General features: G+C 42.6%; 16 protein-coding genes. 7 read left to right on the forward strand and 9 right to left on the reverse strand.

All coding sequences use genetic code 11. From position 1 onward, the window contains the following. Positions 1-12: 12 nt before the first annotated feature. The 3 genes from BCU57_RS14250 to BCU57_RS14260 all read right to left on the reverse strand — a co-directional run bounded on the left by BCU57_RS14250 (position 13) and on the right by BCU57_RS14260 (position 4,638). Positions 13-2,328, reverse strand: coding sequence for a TonB-dependent receptor (locus tag BCU57_RS14250; protein WP_102440713.1), 2,316 nt, complete (start codon positions 2,326-2,328; stop codon positions 13-15). A gap of 385 nt (positions 2,329-2,713) precedes the next feature. Further along, positions 2,714-3,142: a hypothetical protein gene (locus tag BCU57_RS14255; RefSeq protein WP_102440714.1), complete on the reverse strand. Its 429-nt coding sequence runs from the start codon at positions 3,140-3,142 to the stop codon at positions 2,714-2,716. A gap of 293 nt (positions 3,143-3,435) precedes the next feature. Then, positions 3,436-4,638 (reverse strand): ammonium transporter, encoded by a 1,203-nt coding sequence (locus tag BCU57_RS14260; RefSeq protein ID WP_102440715.1) that lies wholly within the window; start codon positions 4,636-4,638, stop codon positions 3,436-3,438. 443 nt (positions 4,639-5,081) lie between these two features. Between BCU57_RS14260 and BCU57_RS14265 the strand changes: the two genes are divergently transcribed. From BCU57_RS14265 to BCU57_RS14290, 6 genes are all read left to right on the forward strand, one after another. Continuing rightward, positions 5,082-6,143 (forward strand): polysaccharide lyase family 7 protein, encoded by a 1,062-nt coding sequence (locus BCU57_RS14265; protein WP_102440716.1) that lies wholly within the window; start codon positions 5,082-5,084, stop codon positions 6,141-6,143. A 959-nt stretch (positions 6,144-7,102) separates the two neighbouring features. Beyond that, on the forward strand, positions 7,103-8,758 hold the full coding sequence (locus BCU57_RS14270) for a SulP family inorganic anion transporter (RefSeq protein WP_198589947.1): 1,656 nt from the start codon (positions 7,103-7,105) through the stop codon (positions 8,756-8,758). 188 nt (positions 8,759-8,946) lie between these two features. After that, complete coding sequence (locus tag BCU57_RS14275) at positions 8,947-9,192, forward strand: YdcH family protein (protein ID WP_102439323.1); 246 nt, start codon at positions 8,947-8,949, stop codon at positions 9,190-9,192. Positions 9,193-9,419: 227 nt separating this feature from the next. Further along, the gene (locus BCU57_RS14280; RefSeq protein WP_198589337.1) at positions 9,420-9,869 is read left to right on the forward strand and encodes a hypothetical protein; all 450 of its coding nucleotides are present in this window, start codon (positions 9,420-9,422) and stop codon (positions 9,867-9,869) included. 286 nt (positions 9,870-10,155) lie between these two features. Beyond that, positions 10,156-11,154 (forward strand): permease, encoded by a 999-nt coding sequence (locus BCU57_RS14285; RefSeq protein ID WP_102439321.1) that lies wholly within the window; start codon positions 10,156-10,158, stop codon positions 11,152-11,154. Positions 11,155-11,210: 56 nt separating this feature from the next. Further along, the gene (locus tag BCU57_RS14290; protein WP_102439320.1) at positions 11,211-11,441 is read left to right on the forward strand and encodes a thioredoxin family protein; all 231 of its coding nucleotides are present in this window, start codon (positions 11,211-11,213) and stop codon (positions 11,439-11,441) included. A 207-nt stretch (positions 11,442-11,648) separates the two neighbouring features. On the opposite strand, the gene BCU57_RS14295 is transcribed toward BCU57_RS14290, so the two are convergent. The 5 genes from BCU57_RS14295 to BCU57_RS14315 form a co-directional block, all read right to left on the reverse strand. Continuing rightward, positions 11,649-13,265: a methyl-accepting chemotaxis protein gene (locus BCU57_RS14295; protein WP_102439319.1), complete on the reverse strand. Its 1,617-nt coding sequence runs from the start codon at positions 13,263-13,265 to the stop codon at positions 11,649-11,651. A gap of 374 nt (positions 13,266-13,639) precedes the next feature. Then, complete coding sequence (locus BCU57_RS14300; protein ID WP_102439318.1) at positions 13,640-14,068, reverse strand: twin-arginine translocation signal domain-containing protein; 429 nt, start codon at positions 14,066-14,068, stop codon at positions 13,640-13,642. A 1-nt stretch (position 14,069) separates the two neighbouring features. Then, the gene (locus BCU57_RS14305) at positions 14,070-15,518 is read right to left on the reverse strand and encodes a GMC oxidoreductase (RefSeq protein ID WP_102439317.1); all 1,449 of its coding nucleotides are present in this window, start codon (positions 15,516-15,518) and stop codon (positions 14,070-14,072) included. Between the two features lie 417 nt (positions 15,519-15,935). Beyond that, on the reverse strand, positions 15,936-17,426 hold the full coding sequence (locus BCU57_RS14310; RefSeq protein WP_102439316.1) for a lytic polysaccharide monooxygenase: 1,491 nt from the start codon (positions 17,424-17,426) through the stop codon (positions 15,936-15,938). A gap of 550 nt (positions 17,427-17,976) precedes the next feature. Beyond that, positions 17,977-19,521, reverse strand: coding sequence for an NAD(P)H-hydrate dehydratase (locus tag BCU57_RS14315; RefSeq protein WP_198589946.1), 1,545 nt, complete (start codon positions 19,519-19,521; stop codon positions 17,977-17,979). Between the two features lie 326 nt (positions 19,522-19,847). Between BCU57_RS14315 and BCU57_RS14320 the strand changes: the two genes are divergently transcribed. Next, entirely contained in the window at positions 19,848-21,080 is a 1,233-nt protein-coding gene (locus BCU57_RS14320; RefSeq protein ID WP_241903536.1) for a metal-dependent hydrolase family protein, read from the forward strand. Between the two features lie 137 nt (positions 21,081-21,217). Here BCU57_RS14320 and BCU57_RS14325 read toward each other — a convergent pair whose 3' ends face one another. Continuing rightward, the gene (locus BCU57_RS14325; protein WP_241903535.1) at positions 21,218-21,523 is read right to left on the reverse strand and encodes a hypothetical protein; all 306 of its coding nucleotides are present in this window, start codon (positions 21,521-21,523) and stop codon (positions 21,218-21,220) included. Positions 21,524-21,703 lie beyond the last annotated feature (180 nt).

The following is a 21,703-nucleotide window of genomic DNA, read 5'->3' on the forward strand; positions in this document are numbered from 1 at the left end:
TGATCCCTTTAATTAAAATTCAAATGTCGCAGTTAAGTTGGCGTTTCTTGCATCACCAAGATACATGAATGAGCCTGAACGATATGCTGCAGTCCAGTATTCTTCATCTAATACATTACCTACATTAACGCGGAAGGTTAAGTCCTCAGTGGCATTGTAATTAGCGAATAAACTCACCACTTGGTAAGCGGGTACCACTACGCTGTAACGGTCATTTTCAGGATCATATCCTGCTGCTGTGTCAGGCTGTCCGCCGTACATTTCGCCTTGATAAGTGTAACCACCACCAATGACAAACATGTCATTAATCTCATAACGGAGCTGTAAATAGGCACTTTCATCAGCAAAGTTACTCAGTTTTTTACCGATATAATCTTCATTAAATGATTCAAGTACTTCTGAGTCCATTAATGACGCTGAAAGCTGAATACTAAAGGCATCAGTAATGTTACCCACCATGCCAATTTCAATCCCTTCTACACGGTTTTTACCGGTATTGAGGCTACCTAAGGTTGAATAGCTATCACCGACGCTTTCCATTACATCATCTTTAGTGATTTGGAATACCGAGGCAGAAAACATCACGCTATCGTCAAACAGCATCCATTTAGTACCCAGTTCAATATTCTCAACCAATTCTGGATCCGCTGCCAGTACTTGCTCAGGTGTGCCACAAAGTCCACCATAACCACAACTTGCACCAAGGTCTGACTCACCGCCATTGATGTTAGTCGCGGTACTGTAGCTGGCGTATATATTGCCTGCTTCTGTCAGGCTATACACTAAGCCAACATGGCCGTTATACATGCTGTCGGAATAGTCATATAAAATATCACCATTACGGCTACTTGAAGTGTCATTGGTGTAATCAAAGCTATCTTGTCTGAAGCCGAAAAAGAGTTCTACCTCTTCGGTGATTGCCACGGTATCCATGAAGTAAGCCGAGATGGTTTCGATGTTATATATGGCATCAGATGCCCCTTTTGAATAAGTACGGCCCATCAGCTGGTCGATATTATCAACTTCATCGCCATTACCATCAATAATACAGTAAGCACCAGACTCGCCTCGGCGGCCATCGACGATACAATTAGTGGCGTTATTATTGACGATATCATACAAGCCGTTATCCACTGATTCATCGCTATATTCGAGTCCAAATACCCACTTATTCTCCATACCTAAAATATCGGTATTCCAGAATAAGTTGAACTGAGTGTTCCAGTATTCAACATCTTGGCGTCCTTGATGGGTGCTAATGGTTAAGGTTTCAGCCCCCGGCGCGTCAACATCGCTGGCTGCGCGATTAGTGCCACTCATACCCGTAGTTATATAGCCATTTTCAGTGCGACCAATACGAGTAGCATTGTAGAAAGTTAAGCTGTCTGAAATGTCATATTCGGTACGCAAGGTAAACGTGCTGACATCAGAGCTGAGAAAGTCAGAATCTTGAGCATAAACTGGAATATCTTCGATTGGCTTGCGAGTATCTTGGTCAAAGTAGCTACCTAAATCAGCCACATCATCGGCCTTCATGTAGTAACCATCGGCGATAAATGACAAAGCATCAGTCGCTTCATACACTAAAGACAATTGAGCACCATTTCTTTCTGAGCTAATGCCTTCACGGCCCGGCTTATCTTCATCGGCAATCAGGCCGTTAATTCGCAGCGCGACATCTTCAGTTAGCGGCACGTTATAATCAACAGTAAAACGAGTGTGATCATCGGTACCGACTGCGGCATCAACGCGGCCAAAGTTATAAGCAGTTGAGGCTTTTTTGGTGACACTGTTAACGGCACCGCCTGATGATCCGCGTCCAGCAAAGGTTGAACTTGGGCCTTTGGTTATTTCCACTTGTTCGGTGGCAAAACTTTCACGGGTGGTCATGCCCGGATCGCGCAAACCATCAACAAACACATCACTGCGGGCTTCATGGCCACGAATAATATAGCGATCACCAAAAGCATTACCGTTTTCACCGGTGCCCAAGGTCACACCCGCTTGGGTAGACAAAATATCTTTTAAATCGGTTAAGCCAGATTCTTGAATTTGATCTTGAGTCAGTACCGTGATCATTTGTGGGGTATCAACTAGATCGGCAACGCGACGTTTATCCCCTGATGTATCGTAAAAATACACCGAACTTTTCACCCCGTGGACTTCAATGCGCTCGATGGCTTCTTGTGACTGGCATTCAATATTTTCGCTTTTATCGCAAGCTTCAGTTTCTACTTCAGCAGCATAGGCAGGAGCGCCACTAAAAAACAAGGCGGTAGCAACGGCTTTTGCACCTAGGGATAACGACGTGTGATAGCGAGATTTCATATTAAAAACAATCCTTTTGTTAGAACCAACTAATTTAGGAGGCGATACTAACAAAGCGGCAACAACAATGTAAATAGAAACCATTACCATTTACATTAGTGTTTGAATTGTAAATTTAGTGATGTGAGACGTTTTGCTGAACCAACTGTGTTAGCAAGTCCCACGCAACAACTTACGGATTACACAAGACATTGACTAAACAAGACATTGATTAAAGAAGGTATTAATTCAAGAGGGGTATTGATTAAAGCGGCGAATAATTAAAGCGGCAGCAATAAAAATGGGCTGACCTGTTATAGATCAACCCATTGTAAAAAATAAGCTTATTTTTATAAGCTGAGCAAACTAGTCTTAAAAAGACCTAAGCCTAGTTCTAGTTAAAGAACTAGATAAGTGGGTTACCACCCTTGCTTTCCACTTGGCCGATAACTTCAATATTGCTTAGGGTCGATAAAATACCCCATTGCTGAATCGTCATCATGTCTGTCACTTCTGTAGTGCTAAAGCTCAAACGTAAGCCATCTTTTTGGTATTCTTTTGCTAAGTTACTTGGCAAAATTTGTTGGCCATCGTCAGTTAAAATGCCCCAAAATCCACCTTCAAGGTCAAAAAATCTGACTGTTCCTTCTAACATAACAATTCCTTTTTGAGACTGAATATCAGCTTTAACGTCTTCAGCTTCAGGAGCTTCAACCACAACGATAGCGGGTTCCACTGCAGGTGCAGGCTCTGATTGTGGTTCAGCTTGCTGATTACAACCCTGAACAAGTAATAAAGCGATAATAGATGCTGATAAGGTTAATGATGTGCGCATGGGAAATTCCTTTAGGCAATATAAAAACAGTTTTAAAAACTGCATATGAACTATCTGTATTTAACTATCTGTATTTGAACTATCTGTACCTGAATTTACAAGTAATTAAGCACTGTCTAGCAGAAGGTACGCTATTTTTAGCTTTAGCGACTCGCGTTAAGTGACTCTATTATACATCAATAATACATAACACTAATCAATCATGGCAATAGAACCCATTAAGGCGCCTGCTGGCGCCTTAATTAGCTTTTCATTCGCTTTAATCACTTATTCAGTCATAAGCAAACAACCGACTATTTATCTGAGTTAGTCGAACCTATTTTATGAATAGCTAGATCAGCGCCAATAAATTCATCTTCTTGGCTTAAACGTAAGCTAGAGATTTTATTGACGACGCCATACACAATAAAACCACCAATAAGCGCCACAGCAACCCCAGCGACAGTGCCAACCACTTGAGACATTACGCTTACGCCACCTAATCCACCAAAAGCTTGCTGACCGAATATGCCTGCAGCAACGCCGCCCCACACACCACATAAACCATGTAATGGCCAAACGCCTAATACATCATCAATTTTAGTACTGCGTTGTAAACGGGTATACACCATCACAAATAAACCACCGGCCACACCGCCAACAATAAATGCCCCTACTGGGTGCATTAAGTCAGAACCAGCACACACAGCCACCAAGCCTGCAAGCGGGCCGTTATGGATAAAACCAGGGTCATTTTTACCGACAATCAACGCGATAATGGTACCGCCAACCATGGCCATTAAACTGTTTACCGCCACTAAGCCACTAATGCCATCAAGGGTTTGCGCTGACATAACATTAAAGCCAAACCAACCGACAATCAGTATCCATGAACCGAGTGCCAGAAACGGAATATTAGAGGGTGCAAATGCCACACCCGGTTTACGGCCTTGGCGAGAGCCCAATACATATATCGCCACCAGCGCTAACCAGCCACCCATACCGTGTACCACTACCGAGCCTGCAAAGTCATGGAACTCAGCGCCAAAGGTGTCATTTAACCAAGTTTGAAAACCAAAGTTACCATTCCAAATCATGCCTTCAAACAGTGGGTATACCAACGCCACGATCAAAGCTGATGCTAATAAGAAAGGTTTAAAACTGCCGCGCTCGGCAATACCACCCGATACGATGGCAGGGATTGCTGCTGCAAAGGTGAGTAAGAAAAAGAACTTAACCAGCTCGTAGCCGTTATTAGCCGTTAGCGCATCAGCACTGACAAAAAAGTGACTGCCATATGCTATTTGGTAGCCAATGACAAAGTACGCCAGCGCTGAAAAAGCAAAATCAGTTAAGATTTTAACCAGCGCGTTCACTTGGTTTTTATGCCTAACAGTACCGACTTCTAAAAAGGCAAAACCCGCATGCATTGCCAGCACCATAATGGCACCAAGTAAGATAAATAATGTATTTGCACTTTGTGCCATGACGCTAATTGCATCACTAATGTTATCCATGCTTATCCCCATAAGTTTTTCTTTTATTAAATTCAGGGACTTACAAAAGCAAGAATTATTCCGTTATTAAGGTTTTGTCATACTAATTTGTACCAGTAAGGTGCAAGACATTGATGAATAAGGTGAAATAGCACCAATTACGCCCTAAATAAGTGCATAAATAACGATTAGCTAGTCGCTAAAGCAATATTAAATAACAAGGGTTGCACCACTGTGGATCACTCAACAAACTAACCGCCACTCACTGGTGCAAACCCATGCTTGATATCAATATTTTTACAGTGAAAACCACTGACAGCACGGCTAAACCTCAAATAGTGCACAAAGTTAGCTTAATTGTGCAGCAAAAAATTCATTTCCCTATCTCGATCACACTTTTGTAATACAATAATACTGTAGTATCCTTAAGCAATGAAATAGAGTTAATCCTAAGGGTAAAAACAATGAAAAAGCTCCATCTTAGTATACTAGCGGTTGCTATTCTTGCAGGTTGCTCCGCGACCTCACCGGCTCCACAAGTAAAAAAAGAGTTCAACTACGATCTCACTAAATACAATCTTGATGCGACTAAAGCGCCAGCACAAAACTTTGACCTAACAAAATGGAAAATCACCCTTCCTGAGCTAACTACAGAAGGCTCGCGTAAAGGCAAAGCCTTAGAGATTAATCGCCACGACCTTGGTAATACCCAAACCCCTTACGTTCACCCTGAGTGGTTTTATACCGACCCTAAAACCGGTGCCTTGGTTTTTGTTGCACCAAATGAAGCGCCTACAACGCCAAATAGTAAAAACACCCGTAGCGAATTACGCGGCATGTTGGCTGAAAAATACGATGATCCAAAAACCAATTTTGTAATTGCCTCTCACCCAGATGCAAGCGAGTACGGCGCAATTGGCGGCCAACTGAAAGCTACATTGGCAGTTGATCAAGTCAGTACCAGTGGTGAATACCGCAAGAACAATGCCTTTGCAGTGGTTATTGGCCAAATTCATGGTTCTGATAACGAGCCATTAAAAATCTTATATCGTAAGCTGCCAGGTCACGAATTTGGTTCACTGTCTTGGAACTATGAGCTAAATCCAATACCAGAATTACAAGATGCCAGAGATAGTAACGGCAAGAAGCTACGTAAAGATATTCGCCATAATGTATTCGGCACTTACAACCTACGTGAGCACCATGACGATCCACAAGATGGTATCCGTCTAGGAGAAATATTCTCTTATGAAGTGAATGTTGAAGGTGACATCATGAAGCTTACTTTCACCAAAAATCCTGGTGAAGCAAACGAAATCGTTAAAACCTTTGATGTGAACCTAGCAGAAGGTAATTACCAAGGTCACGAAGTTGACCAAGGTTACCAAGCTGATTGGATGTACTACAAAGCCGGTGTTTATAATCAATGTAATACCAAAGCAAGTAGCTCAAACTGTGAGTGGCGTGGTATGGAAGCCGGTGACTATGCCCAAGCAAGCTTCTATGAGCTAGAGCTTAATCAGTAACCGCTATTTTATTGATCTTTAATGGCGTTAAATCGCCGTTAGCTATATCGCCCAATGCATTGTCATTGGGCGTTTTTTTGTAGCGTTAATTATTAATTTTAACCCTGATTCAGGACTCATTGCTTCAATAGCTGCGCCAAGCAGTCGCTTATCGATATAAACAACCGACCTCTTATCTATACAAAATAGTTAAACATTTGCCTCTACAGCTGCGCTATTCAGTTGCTTATCGATATAAACAACCGGCCTCTTATCTATACAAAACTGTTAAACATTTGCCTCTACAGCTGCGCTATTCAGCCGCTTGTCGATATAAACAACCGGCCTCTTATCTATACAAAACTGTTAAACATTTGCCTCTACAGCTGCGCTATTCAGTTGCTTATCGATATAAACAACCGGCCTCTTATCTATACAAAACTGTTAAACATTTGCCTCAACAGCTGCGCCAACCTGTCGCTTATCGATATAAACAACCGGCCTCTTATCTATACAAAACTGTGAAACATTTGCCTTAACAGCTGCACTATTCAGCCGCTTGTCGATATAAACAACCGGCCTCTTATCTATACAAAACTGTTAAACATTTGCCTCAACAGCTGCGCCAACCTGTCGCTTATCGATATAAACAACCGGCCTCTTATCTATACAAAACTGTGAAACATTTGCCTTAACAGCTGCGCTATTCAGCCGCTTGTCGATATAAACAACCGGCCTCTTATCTATATAAAATAGTTAAATATTTGCCTTAACAGCTGCGCTATTCAGCCGCTTGTCGATATAAACAACCGGCCTCTTATCTATATAAACAACTGCCTCTTATCTATACAAAACAGTCAAATATTTGCCTTAACAGCTGCGCCAACCAGTTGCTTATCGATATAAACAACCGCCTCTTATCTATACAAAATAGTTAATTTTTTGATAAAGTTGCGCCAATTATGGTCTAAGAGGTTAGCATTTTGTTTAAGGAACGGTTCAAAGACGTCAATCTTAAAGGCGATTTGTTTGGTGGCGTCACCACAGCCATCATTTCCCTACCCTTAGCACTGGCCTTTGGTGTTGCCTCTGGCGCTGGCGCCGAAGCCGGATTATGGGGCGCGATACTAGTGGGCTTTTTTGCCTCCTTATTTGGCGGCTCATCAAGCTTAATATCTGAACCGACCGGCCCTATGACAGTGATTATGACCGCCATTTTAACCAGCATGGTGGCCAAATACCCTGAATCAGGAATGGCAATATCCTTTACCGTGGTGATGATGGCAGGCGGTTTTCAATTTTTACTCGGCATGCTCAAGCTAGGTAAATACGTCACCTTAATGCCATACAGTGTCATTTCAGGCTTTATGTCAGGCATTGGGGTGATTTTAATCATCTTACAGCTGTCACCATTGTTAGGTCATGCCGCCCCTGCAGGTGGTGTGTTAGGCACCTTATCAGCCCTCCCAGACACCTTAAGCAATATTAAGTTTGCTGAACTATTTTTAGGCTTACTGACTTTAGCGACATTATTTTTGTTTCCTCAGCGCTATCGTAAATACGTTCCTGCGCAACTGGTTGCCTTAGTCGCCATCACGTTACTGTCAGTGATTTTATTTGATAGTGACAGCATTCGCCGTATTGGGGTTATTCCTGCTGGGTTACCTTCTTTAGTGATACCGCACATAAATGCGGATATTTTTATTACCATGGTGATTGATGCCTTGGTGTTAGGCACCTTAGGCTGTATCGATACGTTACTCACCGCCGTTATCGGAGACTCATTGACCCGTAAAGAGCACGACTCAGACAAAGAGTTACGGGGTCAGGGCTTGGCTAATATGATTTCAGGTTTATTCGGCGCCCTGCCTGGCGCAGGTGCTACTATGGGTACAGTGACCAATATTCAGGTAGGCGCCCGCTCACCTGTTTCTGGTATGGTTCGCGCGCTAATGCTGGCATTAGTGGTACTTGTGGCTGGCGGCTTAACAGAGCCAATACCTATGGCCGTTTTAGCTGGTATTGCGGTTTATGTGGGCTTTAATATTCTTGATTGGAGCTTCATTCAACGGGCTCACAAAGTCAGTATGCAAGGCATGGCTATTATGTACGGGGTGATGATCTTAACCGTATTTGTCGATTTGATTGTTGCCGTTGGCCTTGGGGTATTTATTTCTAACATTATTATCATTGAACAATTAAGCCAGCAGCAAGCAAGGCAAGTAAAAGCCATTAGTGATGCCGATCAAAACGATGTGCCGCTGACTCAAAGCGAACGCGGCCTGCTGGATCAAGCCAATGGTAAAGTGCTGTTTTTCTATCTGTCAGGGCCAATGATCTTCAGCGTATCAAAAGCGATCTCTCGCCAACATACCAGTGTGAGTGATTATGAAGCGATGATCCTCGATCTTACTGACGTGCCGATGATCGATGTGACTGTTGGGCTAGCGCTAGAAAATGCCATTAAAGATGCCCAAGATGCCCATTGTGAAGTATTTTTATTGTGCCCTAACCTGCAAACCAAAGATCAGCTGCAGAAGTTTCATGTGATTGATTCGCTGCCAACTGAAAACACCTTTTTGTTCCGCTATGAAGCCTTACAGGCGGCCCTTAAACATGTGCAAGCTAACGGCTAGAAATATGAGTAACTGGATGGGTAAGTTAAGATAATAAATAACCCATCCTAACTTACTCAAATAAATCCTATTTTTAGCAAAAATTTCATTAAGATTTGTTAACCAGCTCGCCATTTTTAAACAACATAATGCTATAGTGAACTCAGTTCCAAAATACTGAATTTCTGTTCACCATTTAGGGGTTATCTATGTTAAATGAGAATCACGCACTAATTTTCGACTTTCCAGAATTTAAGCAAGACATTGTTGATTTAACACATAAAGATGAAACATTTCAAAAGCAATCAAAACAATACCACCTACTGGATTATGAAATCCGCCAGTTAGAAATTGATGGCAGCCCAACCGATGACGAACACATGCACCAACTTAAAGTGCAGCGGGCTAATTTAAAAGATGTGCTATTCCAACAGCTAAAAGCCCATCACGACTAATTCGTACCAAACCAGACCCAGCGAAGGGAACGATGCGATAAAACAATCATTCCCTTCACCGCTTGTTCCACTCAGATTTAAACCCATCCTCTCCCACTCTTTTTAGCGCTATTAAAAGCAGCTAAGCGTAAATAGAAAGTCTTCATTAAGCCTTAGCCACTCGCTATTAACCCATTCGTCACTATACTTCTCGGTGTTAATTTTTTAACAACCTAAGAGAGATTAAGATGAAATATATCGTATTAATAATCGGATTATGCAGCTTACTCTTTGCCGTTTCTTCTCAGGCTGAGCTTGAGATTTATAAAGACTATGACATTGGAAAAGAAGTGACTTCAATGACCACGGTGAGGATCGATCCCAACATGGAAGACGTTTACCTAGAAGGCTTAAGAGAAAGTTGGGTTAAAGCGGTACGGTTACAAAAAGAGCTGGGTTATATTAAAGATTGGAAAATTTTTGCCAGTGAATTACCACAAAGTGGCGAATTCAATATGGTGCTAATGGTGATGTTTGAAAATAGTGCCGATTTAGAACCCAATCAGGAAAAGTATAAAAACTTCATGAAAAGTTGGGGCCAAGCCAATCAAGACAATAGCCGTAAAATCACTAAAACTTATCCCAATGTAAGAACCTTAACCGGAGAATACCGATTAAGAGAAATTATCATGAAGTAGAAAAATTAAGTACAATTTAATCATTAACTTAATCCCACTTCACAATATCTAGACCACAGCCTCGCATTAAGGTTTACCCCAAATGCGAGGCTGGTTTTCAGTTTCAAAACCCTTCAGTTATAACTTCTGTAAGCACCAAGCTTAAGTGGTGTTTTAGCTTTATTTAACCGATATTGTGACAAACCTTTACGCTCCAGCCCTTTATGCAAAAGCGAGAGCTAGCGCTTATTTTCATTGCTAAAAATCCGCTATCTTGGCTATAAGACGTTTTTTTGAGCATTAACCTATGTTTCAAATTTTCACTGATTTTGCATCATGGCTAATTTACGATTTATTGGGCTTGTCAGCGCAGACAAAGCTTGGGGATGCACTGCATTTTTTTGTTGAAGACGTAACTAAGATTTTTGCCCTACTGCTGGTGATGATCTACCTCATCGCCTTGATGCGAGCCTCATTAAATGTTGAACGAGTCAGAGACTATTTAACAGGTAAACCCAAGGGCTTAGGTTACTTGATGGGCTCTGGATTTGGGGTGGTAACGCCATTTTGTTCTTGCTCCAGTATTCCGGTATTTCTCGGCTTTACCTCAGCCGGGATCCCCCTTGGGATCACCATGAGCTTTTTGATCACCTCACCGCTCATCAACGAAGTAGCCATCTTGCTACTCATGAGCCTGCTGGGGATAAAATTCACCATTTTATATGTCGTGGTTGGCATGAGTGTCGGCATGTTAGGCGGCTTTTTTCTCGATGCAATCAAAGCTGAGCGCTGGCTACAATCTTTTGCCGCTGAAGCCCTCAAACGCGGTCAACAACATAGCACTGCTAATAACCCTGACGATATTCAAACCCAAGCGCTATCAATGTCACAGCGGCATCAATTTGCCAAAACTGAGATGTTCGATATTTTTGGCCGAGTATGGAAATGGGTCATTATTGGTGTCGGCCTTGGGGCAGCGCTGCACGGCTTTGTACCCGATGGTTGGATTGAGGCCCATTTAGGCGATGGCCAATGGTGGTCAGTACCTGCTGCAGTACTACTGGGGATCCCGCTGTATTCAAACGCCACCGGGGTAATTCCTGTGATGGAAAGCTTAATTGTTAATGGCCTACCCATAGGCACCACACTGGCATTTTGCATGAGCACCGTTGCTGCCAGCTTCCCAGAATTTATCTTACTAAAACAGGTTATGCAGTGGCGCTTACTGGCAATATTATTCTGCCTGCTATTGGTGGCGTTTACCCTAGTCGGTTGGCTGTTTAATGCCTTTACGCCATTTTTATGATTTTACTGATGTAAAAAACATCGGTGATTTAACAGCTCAATAAATAAGGATTTATCATGAGAACCATTAAAATATTAGGCTCCGGCTGTAAAAAGTGTCTTGAAACAGCAGAACTTGCCCAAGCAGTTGCCGATGAAAAAGCCGTTACTGTCACAATAGAAAAAGTCACCGACATGGCGCAAATTATGGCTTATGGTGTAATGAGCACACCCGCTGTGGTGGTGGATGAAAAAGTGGTGCATAAAGGCAGTAAACCCACTAAAGAGCAACTGACGAGCTGGATATAGCGCAGAATGATACATCTGCTTATTGGGATAATGATAACTTACATCGCTTGGTATTGATGAAAAAACCTAAGGGAATGGGTCTATCTCCCTTAGGTCTCCACCACAGTGCTTTTAGCACAATGCTATAACACAGCATTAGCCTCTAAATAGCGGATATTTTAGTGGCAAGACTGTCACATTGACTCTAGCTTGTTTAAAAATAATTCACTAACTTGTCTTGAATTGACCAATTTGTTCTCTTAATTGCTGTGACAAATGATTAACCTGCACACTGGCACTATGTGATTGGTCGGCATTGCTGGCCGTTAATCTGGCTTCATCACTAATATTGACAATATTACGATTAATTTCATCACTGACCGCGGTTTGCTCTTCTGCTGCTGTGGCGATTTGGGTGGCCATATTAGAAATCATCGCCACCGATTCGGTAATTTTAGCTAAGGCCTCACCCGCTTGTGCTGCCTGAACGGTGCTTTTATCGGCTTGCTCACGGCTTGAGTCCATTACCGATACCGCATCTTTAACACCGGTTTGTAACTGTCCAATCATTTGCTGAATTTGATTAGTTGAATCTTGAGTTCGTTTAGACAAGGTTCTGACCTCGTCTGCCACTACCGCAAAGCCACGGCCGTGCTCGCCCGCGCGGGCAGCTTCGATGGCGGCATTGAGTGCCAGTAAGTTAGTTTGCTCTGAAATACTGCGGATCACATCTAAAATGCTACCTATATTATCGGCATCGTTTTGTAATTTTTGTAACGCATTGGCAGCTTGTTCAACCCCGCCAGAGAGGTTATCGATCGAAGCGATCGTTTGCTGAACTATCATGTCACCATGGACCGCTTGGGTATCAGAATCTTTAGCTGCTTGCGCGGCTAGTTCGGCATTATTAGCCACTTCCACCACGGTTGCTTGCATTTGGTTCATCGCTGTAGCAACTTGTTCGGTTTCACCTTGTAAGCGCTGCATGCCCGCTAAGGTTTCGTTACTGGCCGATTTAAGCTGCACACTTGCCGTACCTAACTGCTGAGTATTACCATTGAAATCAATAATTAACTCACGAATATTACCTACAAATACATTAAAGTTGCCAGCGACCTGATTAATTTCGCTATTACCACTGTCATCTAGCGACACGGTAAGATCTTTAGAGCCTGAAGCCACATTACTCATGGAATTATCTAAAGCGTTAAGCGGAGTGAAAATATTGCGGTAAAGGGCTGACAAAATAATGATAATAAACACACCAATGCCAATACTGCCCCACAATTGCACACTGGCAGCTTGCATGGTGGAATTTAGGGTTTCTTGTACCGCAACAGTAAATTTACCATCTAACTCTTGGGCTAATTCATCTAAATTATCAGCTAACTCTGACGATGCTTGGTCAAAGCCACCAGCACCTTTCATCAGTAAATTACCAGCATCGGTCCCCTGAGTTAGGTAAGCATCTGCCATATTCACACCAGATTCATGCAATTGATTAATTTGACGTTTAATCGATTGAGCTCTTGCAGTATATTCCGGTGCCGAACTGATAAGTTTATCCATATTTGCTTGAGCGGCATGCAAACTTGCTAACGCTTCGGCTTTGGCTTCATCACTTTTTGTTGCGCCAACATCGGTTAAAAACTGCTGAATTTGTACAACATCATAGCGAGTATCTTTTAAAGCAAAAATAGTATTAACCTGTTTTTCTTCATTTAACACACTTTCATAAATAGAAGATTGCTGGGCATTGCTCACCCAAACTAAAACGATTAAAGCCAATAATGATAACGAAATTGTAATTTGAAGCATTCTCTTAATTGAGACATCAATACTCATATAACTACCTTTAAAGATTAAGCCCTACTTTAAAATATAAATCGGAGGAATTAGCTTAAATTCACCGTGATTAATGACCTGAATATCAAGTTATTTCAGTTGTCAGCATGGGGTTTGGCGAGTGGTTATTACTCTTAAACAGCCTTTATTGAACATTAAAGTGCTTAATAACATGACTCAATAACATTGGCCTCTAATATTCGTGTAGTACACGATTAGACCTGTATATAGACATCGACTTATTGAGGGAAAACTTTAATGGAGATTTTGCAAGATAATGACCTTTGCCTTAACAAGTTTCACTTGTTAAAGTCAAAGGCCACTATTTTATGAAAGGCATAACTGACAGGGTATTATGGTTTTATCAACAGCAATCAACCGACGTCAAAGCGGGCAAAGGGATTATAACAAGGCCGATTAGCGCCGTAGTATTGCAGCGCCTCTGTGGCAGGGTTACTGACTTGGAAATAATTGGTCGACATCATAAAATCAGTGACTAATTTTCGCTCATACTTATCAATCCAAATAGCACGCTTTTTAACAACCAAATCAAACATTGAAGATTGATCTAATATAATAATGGCACGCAGCTTCATCTCACCATATTCAGCGGTAAAATGATCACAAAACAATTGCAGGTCTTCATCGCTAATATTTAGCTTACCCAGTAAACGATCAAGGCTAGAAACGATAAAATTTTGGGTATTTAATGTATGCACTCCATAAAATACCGCCCCACCCAGCCCTGCGCCAACCGCTGCAACTTTAAGAAACGAGCGCCGAGAAAGACTAGTACCACTCATATTAACCCCCCATTCTCGCTGCGCGCACTGCTAATGCTGCAGCCGTTAAGCTAGGGTTAGCACAAGAACAGCTTGGAAATACTGATGTGCCCACCACAAATAAGTTTCGGTATTGATGATGAATAAGGTTTGCATCTACCACTGAGCCATCATCAATGTTGCCCATTCTCAAGGTGCCCTGTAAATGTGATTCAGTCGGCCGCCAGCCACGAAAATGAATCGCTTCCACAGGTAATGCATCAAGTACCTTAGGTAATTGCGCTAAAGCCTGCTCAATACCTTTTTTGGCGTACTCAGATTCTCCGGTATAGCTCACTACCGCCTGCCCTGTAGTAGCATCAATAGTGACATTATTGGATTTTTGGGGGAGATCTTCAGCGACAATGACTAATGGCAGGGTTTCTCGCCAGCGACCCACTTCTTTTCTAAAGCCATAAGGCCAACGATTTTCAAAGTAAATCAAACAAGAAGCGTGATCTTTTCTAAACTCGCCATCATACAAGGCATAATTGAGCCCTGTGGTAATAGTGCTGCCATCAAAGTTCTCTAAACCGTCTAAATACACCTCTACTTTTATCCCAATTTGCTCGTGTAGCCCTAGGCCCGTGTCACCAAAATCCATTTTCGATCGTAGCAATATCGCAGGGCTTTGTATGGCGTTGGCGCCTAAAACAAACTTGTCGGCGGTGACGGTATATTCTTGATTGTTGTTGATAAAAACCACGCTAGAAACCGCGCTATCACTGTGCTGCATATGCCTTACTTCAGAGTTTAAACAGGTATGCACTCTTGGGTCCGAATACACCTGCTGAAAACCATTATGCACAGTAAATTTGGCCTGAATGGGACATAAATTACATTTGGCATTAGAGCAGCAGGCCGCCCGTGTATCAGTTGACACCCTTGCTCTGGCCGTTGGCATGATAAAGTGGCTGTCCATATTGGCATTTTTCATAATGCGATCAATGGCAGTGGGTCTATGGGGCGGCTGGGGATAAGGTTTTGAGCGAGGAAACATGCTTTGCATATCAGGGTCGCCTGACACCGACATAATGCTTTCGACATCACAATAATAAGGCTCAAGATCGTCATAGGAAATCGGCCAGTCATTGCCGACCCCATATAAAGAGGCGGTCTTGAAATCTGCAGGATGAAATCGAGGGGTTTGGGCAAACCAGCAATTCATTCCACCACCAAAACCAATGGTGCAATTCCATTCTTTTTCAGACGCAGTTTTAAAGGTATCAGTAGTGTTTATTGGCGAGTTACGATTTTGTTTCAATTGCCAATTCCACGATTTATAATCGCCCCATTCCAGCACCAGAATATTACCATTAATTTTTTTTAGCGCCTCAAATAAAAAGAATGAAGAGCCAAAACCAGAACCAATAATTATTAGTTCATACTTTTGCAGTGAAGCCTGTTCGGCACTGACAATATTTAAATTCATCGTTATGAAATTCCTTTTCACAGGTCACTGACATTAGACCGTTAAATAAGACTTTTGAATTTAACCCTTCAACATGAAGTATCCCCAATATCTTCATATTCAGCCACTGGGTAACAATTAAATCATTCAAACCATCTTGATATAATTCATTGTATATAAAAACAATACAAGCGTTCTCCCCACCAAAATACCAATTTCAGTAGTAAGTTCTAGTTAATGGCCGCAGTCCTTTATCTACCATCACACCTATTAGAGTAACTAAAACGACATTCTATAGAGTAAAATCCCAACAAGTTTATAAAGCGCATTGGGCCACATCATATTTTAGTTATAGCATAAAAAACGGCCAATCAATGATTGGCCGTTAGGGTTTACTGCGATTATGTTTAAAACCTTAGCAAACAAGCATGAGGGCTATTAACGCCACACGCCCCACTCACCTGTAGTACCAGGCTCTTCACCTTGAGTCCACCACTGAGCAGTCCACTCTTGGTTATTATGCATCACCTTTTCACCGCCATTATAAACAGCAGATGCACTCCATTGCTCTCCAGGCAATGGCTCAGGGCTTGGTCCTGGTTCTACGTCAGTTGGGGTAATAGTAAAACTATAAACCGTTTTATCTTCTTCGCCTTGACCTGAAACAGTAAGCTCAAAACTGACTTCTTGGGCGACATTCTCAAGCAAAACAGTGTTGATAATTAGCTCATCATTTTGACCAATAGCGGTTTCAATCGGCAAACCTGCCACTTGCACCCAAGAGATTTGTTCAATATCGCCTTTGCTGCTTGCTGGCGTTAATACCACGTACTCACCATGGGTAACGCTAGCGTTAGTAATTTCTTTTAACACTGTTGGCGTAATCACAGCTTCAACAAACTCATTGTTTGCTGTGATACTGAACTCTCCATAAGCCTGTCCATTACTGGCATTAAAGAAGTTATTATGTAGCTCATTTCTGAAATACATATAGTGATTCATTTCTGCATGCCAGCGGCCAATAAACACGTTACCGCTATATTGAGTCTCGTAATAACCGTTGACTTGTGAGGCTAATAAGCGATCCCAATCGAGTTGATTGTCTGCGGTAATTTCTAACGAAAAGCTAGAGTGAATATCACCATTGTCACTAAAGACTTTATAATTAACCGACTCACCAAGCTGAGGGGTATTAAGGCTGATATCAGCAGGAATAAAGGCATCGCCTTGCTCTAAGTATGGCTCGCTTGGTTCTGGATCAACCGGTGAATCACCTGAAATGGTAATGTCACTACAGTTATAGAATCCTTCACCAACGGTGTCATCTCGCTGCCAGCGAGTAAACAAAATCGCATCACCTGAGCGATCGGCTGGGATCGCAATGTCCATGCGGTATTTTTTGTCAGCGTCCACAGCAACATTGCCGTACTCTTGGATTAACTCTAAGTCATCCCATTTAAGTGGCTTAGACACATCAACACCAGGCTTGGTTAAATAAAACTGCCAGAATGAAGGGTTGTGAGGCGCGGTTGCATTAAACACGTACTCAAAAGTACCAGTTGGCAATTCAGTGCGGGTCCACTGTGAATGCTCAGCACCCATACCGCTTTTTTGCGCATCATTGGCATAACATAAGCTGCCATCAGGGATAGCCGCTTTTACCACTTCCATATCATTGTATGTCGGTGCAGGAATATTAATGGCAAATTCATTACGCTGAATAAATGGATAAGTACCAGAAATCGCTTTGGCTTGTGCACAAGCCGCATTAGGTGGTGTGCCACTCCACAAGCCACCTTGCTCGTAACAAATTGATTGTCTTGCTTCAGGAAATTCAGCCCAACCATGGGCATGAGCACTTTGATTAGGTATTAAGATGTACATTGCTGACACAGCAGCGACGGCACCGAAAAACTTATTGGTTTTCATGTAAATATCTCTAGTTATGACGTAAAAGAAGACTGCAGACTCAAGGGCGATAATGGATGAATATAAATAACCAACAGTGGTCTGTTCGCGCTACATAATAATTAAAAAAAACCATAAGACAACAGAGCCAATAAAACGACAGAACGTCAAAAAAACTATTATTTACAGCGATATAGGCGCAAAATTAAAACGAGTTAACAAATTTAATAAATATTTGACTTGTCATATAATTGACGATAGGGAGCGTAGAAATAATCAACAGCTGCCGCCAATCACCCACAAACACTTATATGGCTTAGTTAAGCCAGCGTTTTACAATATCGTCTTAGCATCAATTTATAATGTATTAGGTTCGCGCCTTTAGTCACAGACAACTAGCGTCAAATAATTGATCTTTGAATGTTAAGATTATTGGTGGCCAATTAGGTACTCATCCGACCACTTCTATTTGCATCCAAATGCATATTTATTCAGCATTAGAATTTGTTTAGACAGCCTAAGTTCACAGCGCTACAGCAAATAAATACTAAAACCACTACGCTATTGTGAGTTAATGACGGCCTAATTTCAGCTGCTGGCAAATATCACTGGCCAGTACCACTCGCTGAGTTTGGCCAAGTTGATGGCCTAGTGTGGCATGCCAGTTCACCCCTGTAATAGCCGCATCAACCGCCGATAGCCCTTGGGCGATAAGTGCAGCAATAATACCTGCTAAGCAATCGCCCATGCCCGGTGTGGCCATAGCTGCTGAGCCAGAATGGCAAAAATTGACTCCACCTTGATGGACGACTAGTGTGCCAGCCCCTTTTAATACCACGACTGCTTGATATTTTTTATGTAGTGCCAGCGCAGCGGCAACGCGATCGTTTGTAACTTCAGTGGCAGATATGCCCAACAAGCCAGCGGCCTCTGCCTCATGGGGAGTTAGCACCCAAGGCGTTACCGTTTGCTGATGCTTTGCCAAATAACGCAGCGCATCCGCATCTAACACCCCGAGGCTGCGTTTATTATCAACGCCAGAGTTGGGTTGAAGGGTTAATAGCGTTTGCATGATTTGCTGCGCTTGTTGGCCGCGGCCAAGACCTGGGCCCACCACCAGCACGGCGTGTTGCTTTAAGGTGTTTTCGGTACTATCAGAAAACATAATCTCAGGAGATTGGCTTAAGCAGGCGACAAAATGGCTTGGCTCACACTGTAAAAATACCCGCCCAGCGCCAGCATTTAAGGCTGCGCGGCTAGCAATAATGCCAGCGCCAGCCATATTGCCAAGACCTGCAATAACGCTGACATTACCATGATAACTTTTATGGGTATTACCCCTGCGTGATGGCAGCATATTTACCCTTGGATCGTAGCGCCAATTCTCTTTTGTTGTACCAGCAATAGGCTCAAGCCCTAAAGAGTCTAACGACAGTGCCCCACAAGATGCTGGCCCATATGCAGTGAGTTGCCCCGGCTTATAAGCAATAAAGCTATGGGTGGCAGTGGCATTAACGCAAATCGGCTCAGGCTGGCCGCTATCGGCATTTAAACCGCTGGGCACATCAACCGCGTAAACCTGCTCAGCACTCTGATTAATGTCATCAATAACCTTTATCGCCGCAGCAGATAGTGTTCGGGTTAAACCACTGCCAAATAGCGCATCAATAATGATCGGATAAGATGCGCTAGGTTTAGTGGTATGAACACTACCACCAGCCGCTAAAAATTCATTCATGGCTTGCTGCGCATCGATGCCCGCTTTGGGCGCGCCAAAAGGCGCATAAACCACGACCTTTTTACCCTGTTGCAGTAATAATTTGGCAATGTAATAACCGTCACCACCATTGTTGCCCTGACCCACAACCACCAATATTGCTTGCGATGTATTAAAAGCGCTGCCAAAGCGCTGCACAAAACTGCTAGCAGCCTTAACCATCAAGGGCCAAGTACTATTGTTATGGCTTGATGCCCAATACTGCTCGGCGTCTCTTACTGCCTGCGCTGATAACACCACTGCGCTTTTTTCAAAGTGATCCGCTAAATGATCCTCTAAGTGATCGTATAAATGATCTTTTAGCTGAGCCATTAAGTCATTGTCAGAAAGAGTGGCCATATAAACCTTACCTTGAATGCGAAAGCTAGTATTAACTATACAAGAAGTATGGCAGCACAAAACTACTGCACACGGGATTAGGCAGATATTTTCCATCAATATAAAGCGGGGGGTGGCAATAACTATCAACAATAGATGTGGCAATAATTTTCTACATTAGTCATTACAATTCAATCGCCTTAAGCATTAACACTAGCTTAACAATTGTCGTATGATGGTTTTCTCGCTTACTTATACCTACAATAAACAGGAAAACCACGCAGATGGTAAAGCCAAATAAACAATTAAAGGGTCTAACAAAATTCAGCTTAGCAGCGGCAATCTCGATGGCGCTAAGCGTGCCAGCACTGGCACAACAAACCTTATTGATCGCTGATGCATACGTCGATGTAGTAAAAGGCAAAACCATTAATGACGTGGCCATTGTCATTAATGGCAATCAAATAACCCAAGTCACCCAACAAGCCAAAATCACTACAGATAATGATTACAAGCTTATCGATTTAAGCGGTAAAACCTTACTTCCTGGGATGATGGATATGCATGTTCACCTTAGCGGTGATGCCGAGGATAATTTTTTAGCCTCGCAAAATTATTCTATTCCACGCCAAACCGTTAAAGCGGTTAAAAATGCCGAAAAAACCTTAATGGCAGGCTTTACCACGGTGCGGGACTTAGGCGCTGCAGGTTACGCCGTTATTGCCACCCGCGACGGCATTAATGCCGGTGAAATTGCAGGGCCAAGAATTTGGGCTGTTGGCCATCCGATTAGTATTACAGGCGGGCATTGCGACGATAACTTTTCATCCCCAGAAAAAAAATCAAAATCGCAAGGGGTCGCTGATGGACCTTGGGCTGTGCGCGCTAAAGTACGTGAAAATATCAAGTATGGCGCTAATGCGATTAAAGTGTGTGCCACTGGCGGGGTATTTTCTAAGGGCACTAAAGTCGGCGTGCAACAGCTAACTTATGAAGAAATAAAATCAGCCGTTGATGAAGCCCACATGCGTGGCTTAGTGGTTGCCTCCCATGCCCATGGCACTAGCGGTATTAAAGCATCGATCAGAGCGGGCGTCGATAGTATCGAACATTGTAGTTTCATGGATAAAGAAGCAATAAAAATGGCTGTAAAGGCTGGTACTTACCTTTCTTGTGATATCTACAACACTGAATACACCCTCGCCTATGGCGCAGCTAATGGTGTACCTGAAGCAAACATCAATAAAGAAAAGTTAGTATCGCAAGCCCAGCGAGATAGCTTTAGAGCAGCGGTAAAAGCTGGTGCTAACATGGTATTTGGCTCAGATGCGGCTATTTACCCCCACGGTGATAACGGCAAGCAATTTTCACGTATGGTGACATTTGGTATGACCCCAGTTCAAGCTTTACAGGCCGCGACCATCAATAGCGCCGCCTTACTCAAGCAAGACAACCTCGGGCAGATTAAAGCAGGATTTTTAGCTGACATTATCGCCGTTAATGGCGATCCGCTCAGCAATATCAGCTTAATGGAAAACGTGACCTTTGTGATGAAAGACGGTCAAGTCTATAAGCAGTAAACCAGTAAGATGACCACTTAAGGCAATGACTTGCCTATGAGCTAGAAACAACAAAGCCTTGATAGTGTTTGCTATCAAGGCTTTTTAATATGTAAAAATAAGGCTGATTTAAGCCTTACTTTAGCTTACTAGTTGATTTAGTTAACCCACTGCATTAACTCTGCAGCCGTTCTCAATGCATACTGTCGTTTAACCAAGTTACCAGCGGGATCAAACAATAGCACTTCAGCAGGGCTAGCACGGTATTTGGCAATCAATTGATCACCCTCTGGGGTGCCTATTCTGGCGATCAAAAAAAACGCTTGCTCACTAATCTGATCGCGAGTCTCATTCATTTGTTCAGTTTGGCTATTGCTCACCGCAAGGTTGGGATCATAAACAAATACAAATGCAGGCTTACCTGTGCCAATTTGTTCATGGGTGGTTTTAAACCCTTTGGGCATGACATTAAACACCACCGCAAACAATATCACTATGGATACAATAACGCCGAGAGTCACCCAAGGCTTACGGCTAGACGAGTTTGAACTGTGATTATCTTTGATAATAAAACCCTCTTTAAGTGTTCAATTCATGACAATAATTTTATCGTCTCACATTGTAATCAACTTAACTGAGTTTTA

It is taken from the genome of Shewanella sp. 10N.286.48.B5 (assembly GCF_002874355.2).
GTDB lineage: Bacteria > Pseudomonadota > Gammaproteobacteria > Enterobacterales > Shewanellaceae > Shewanella.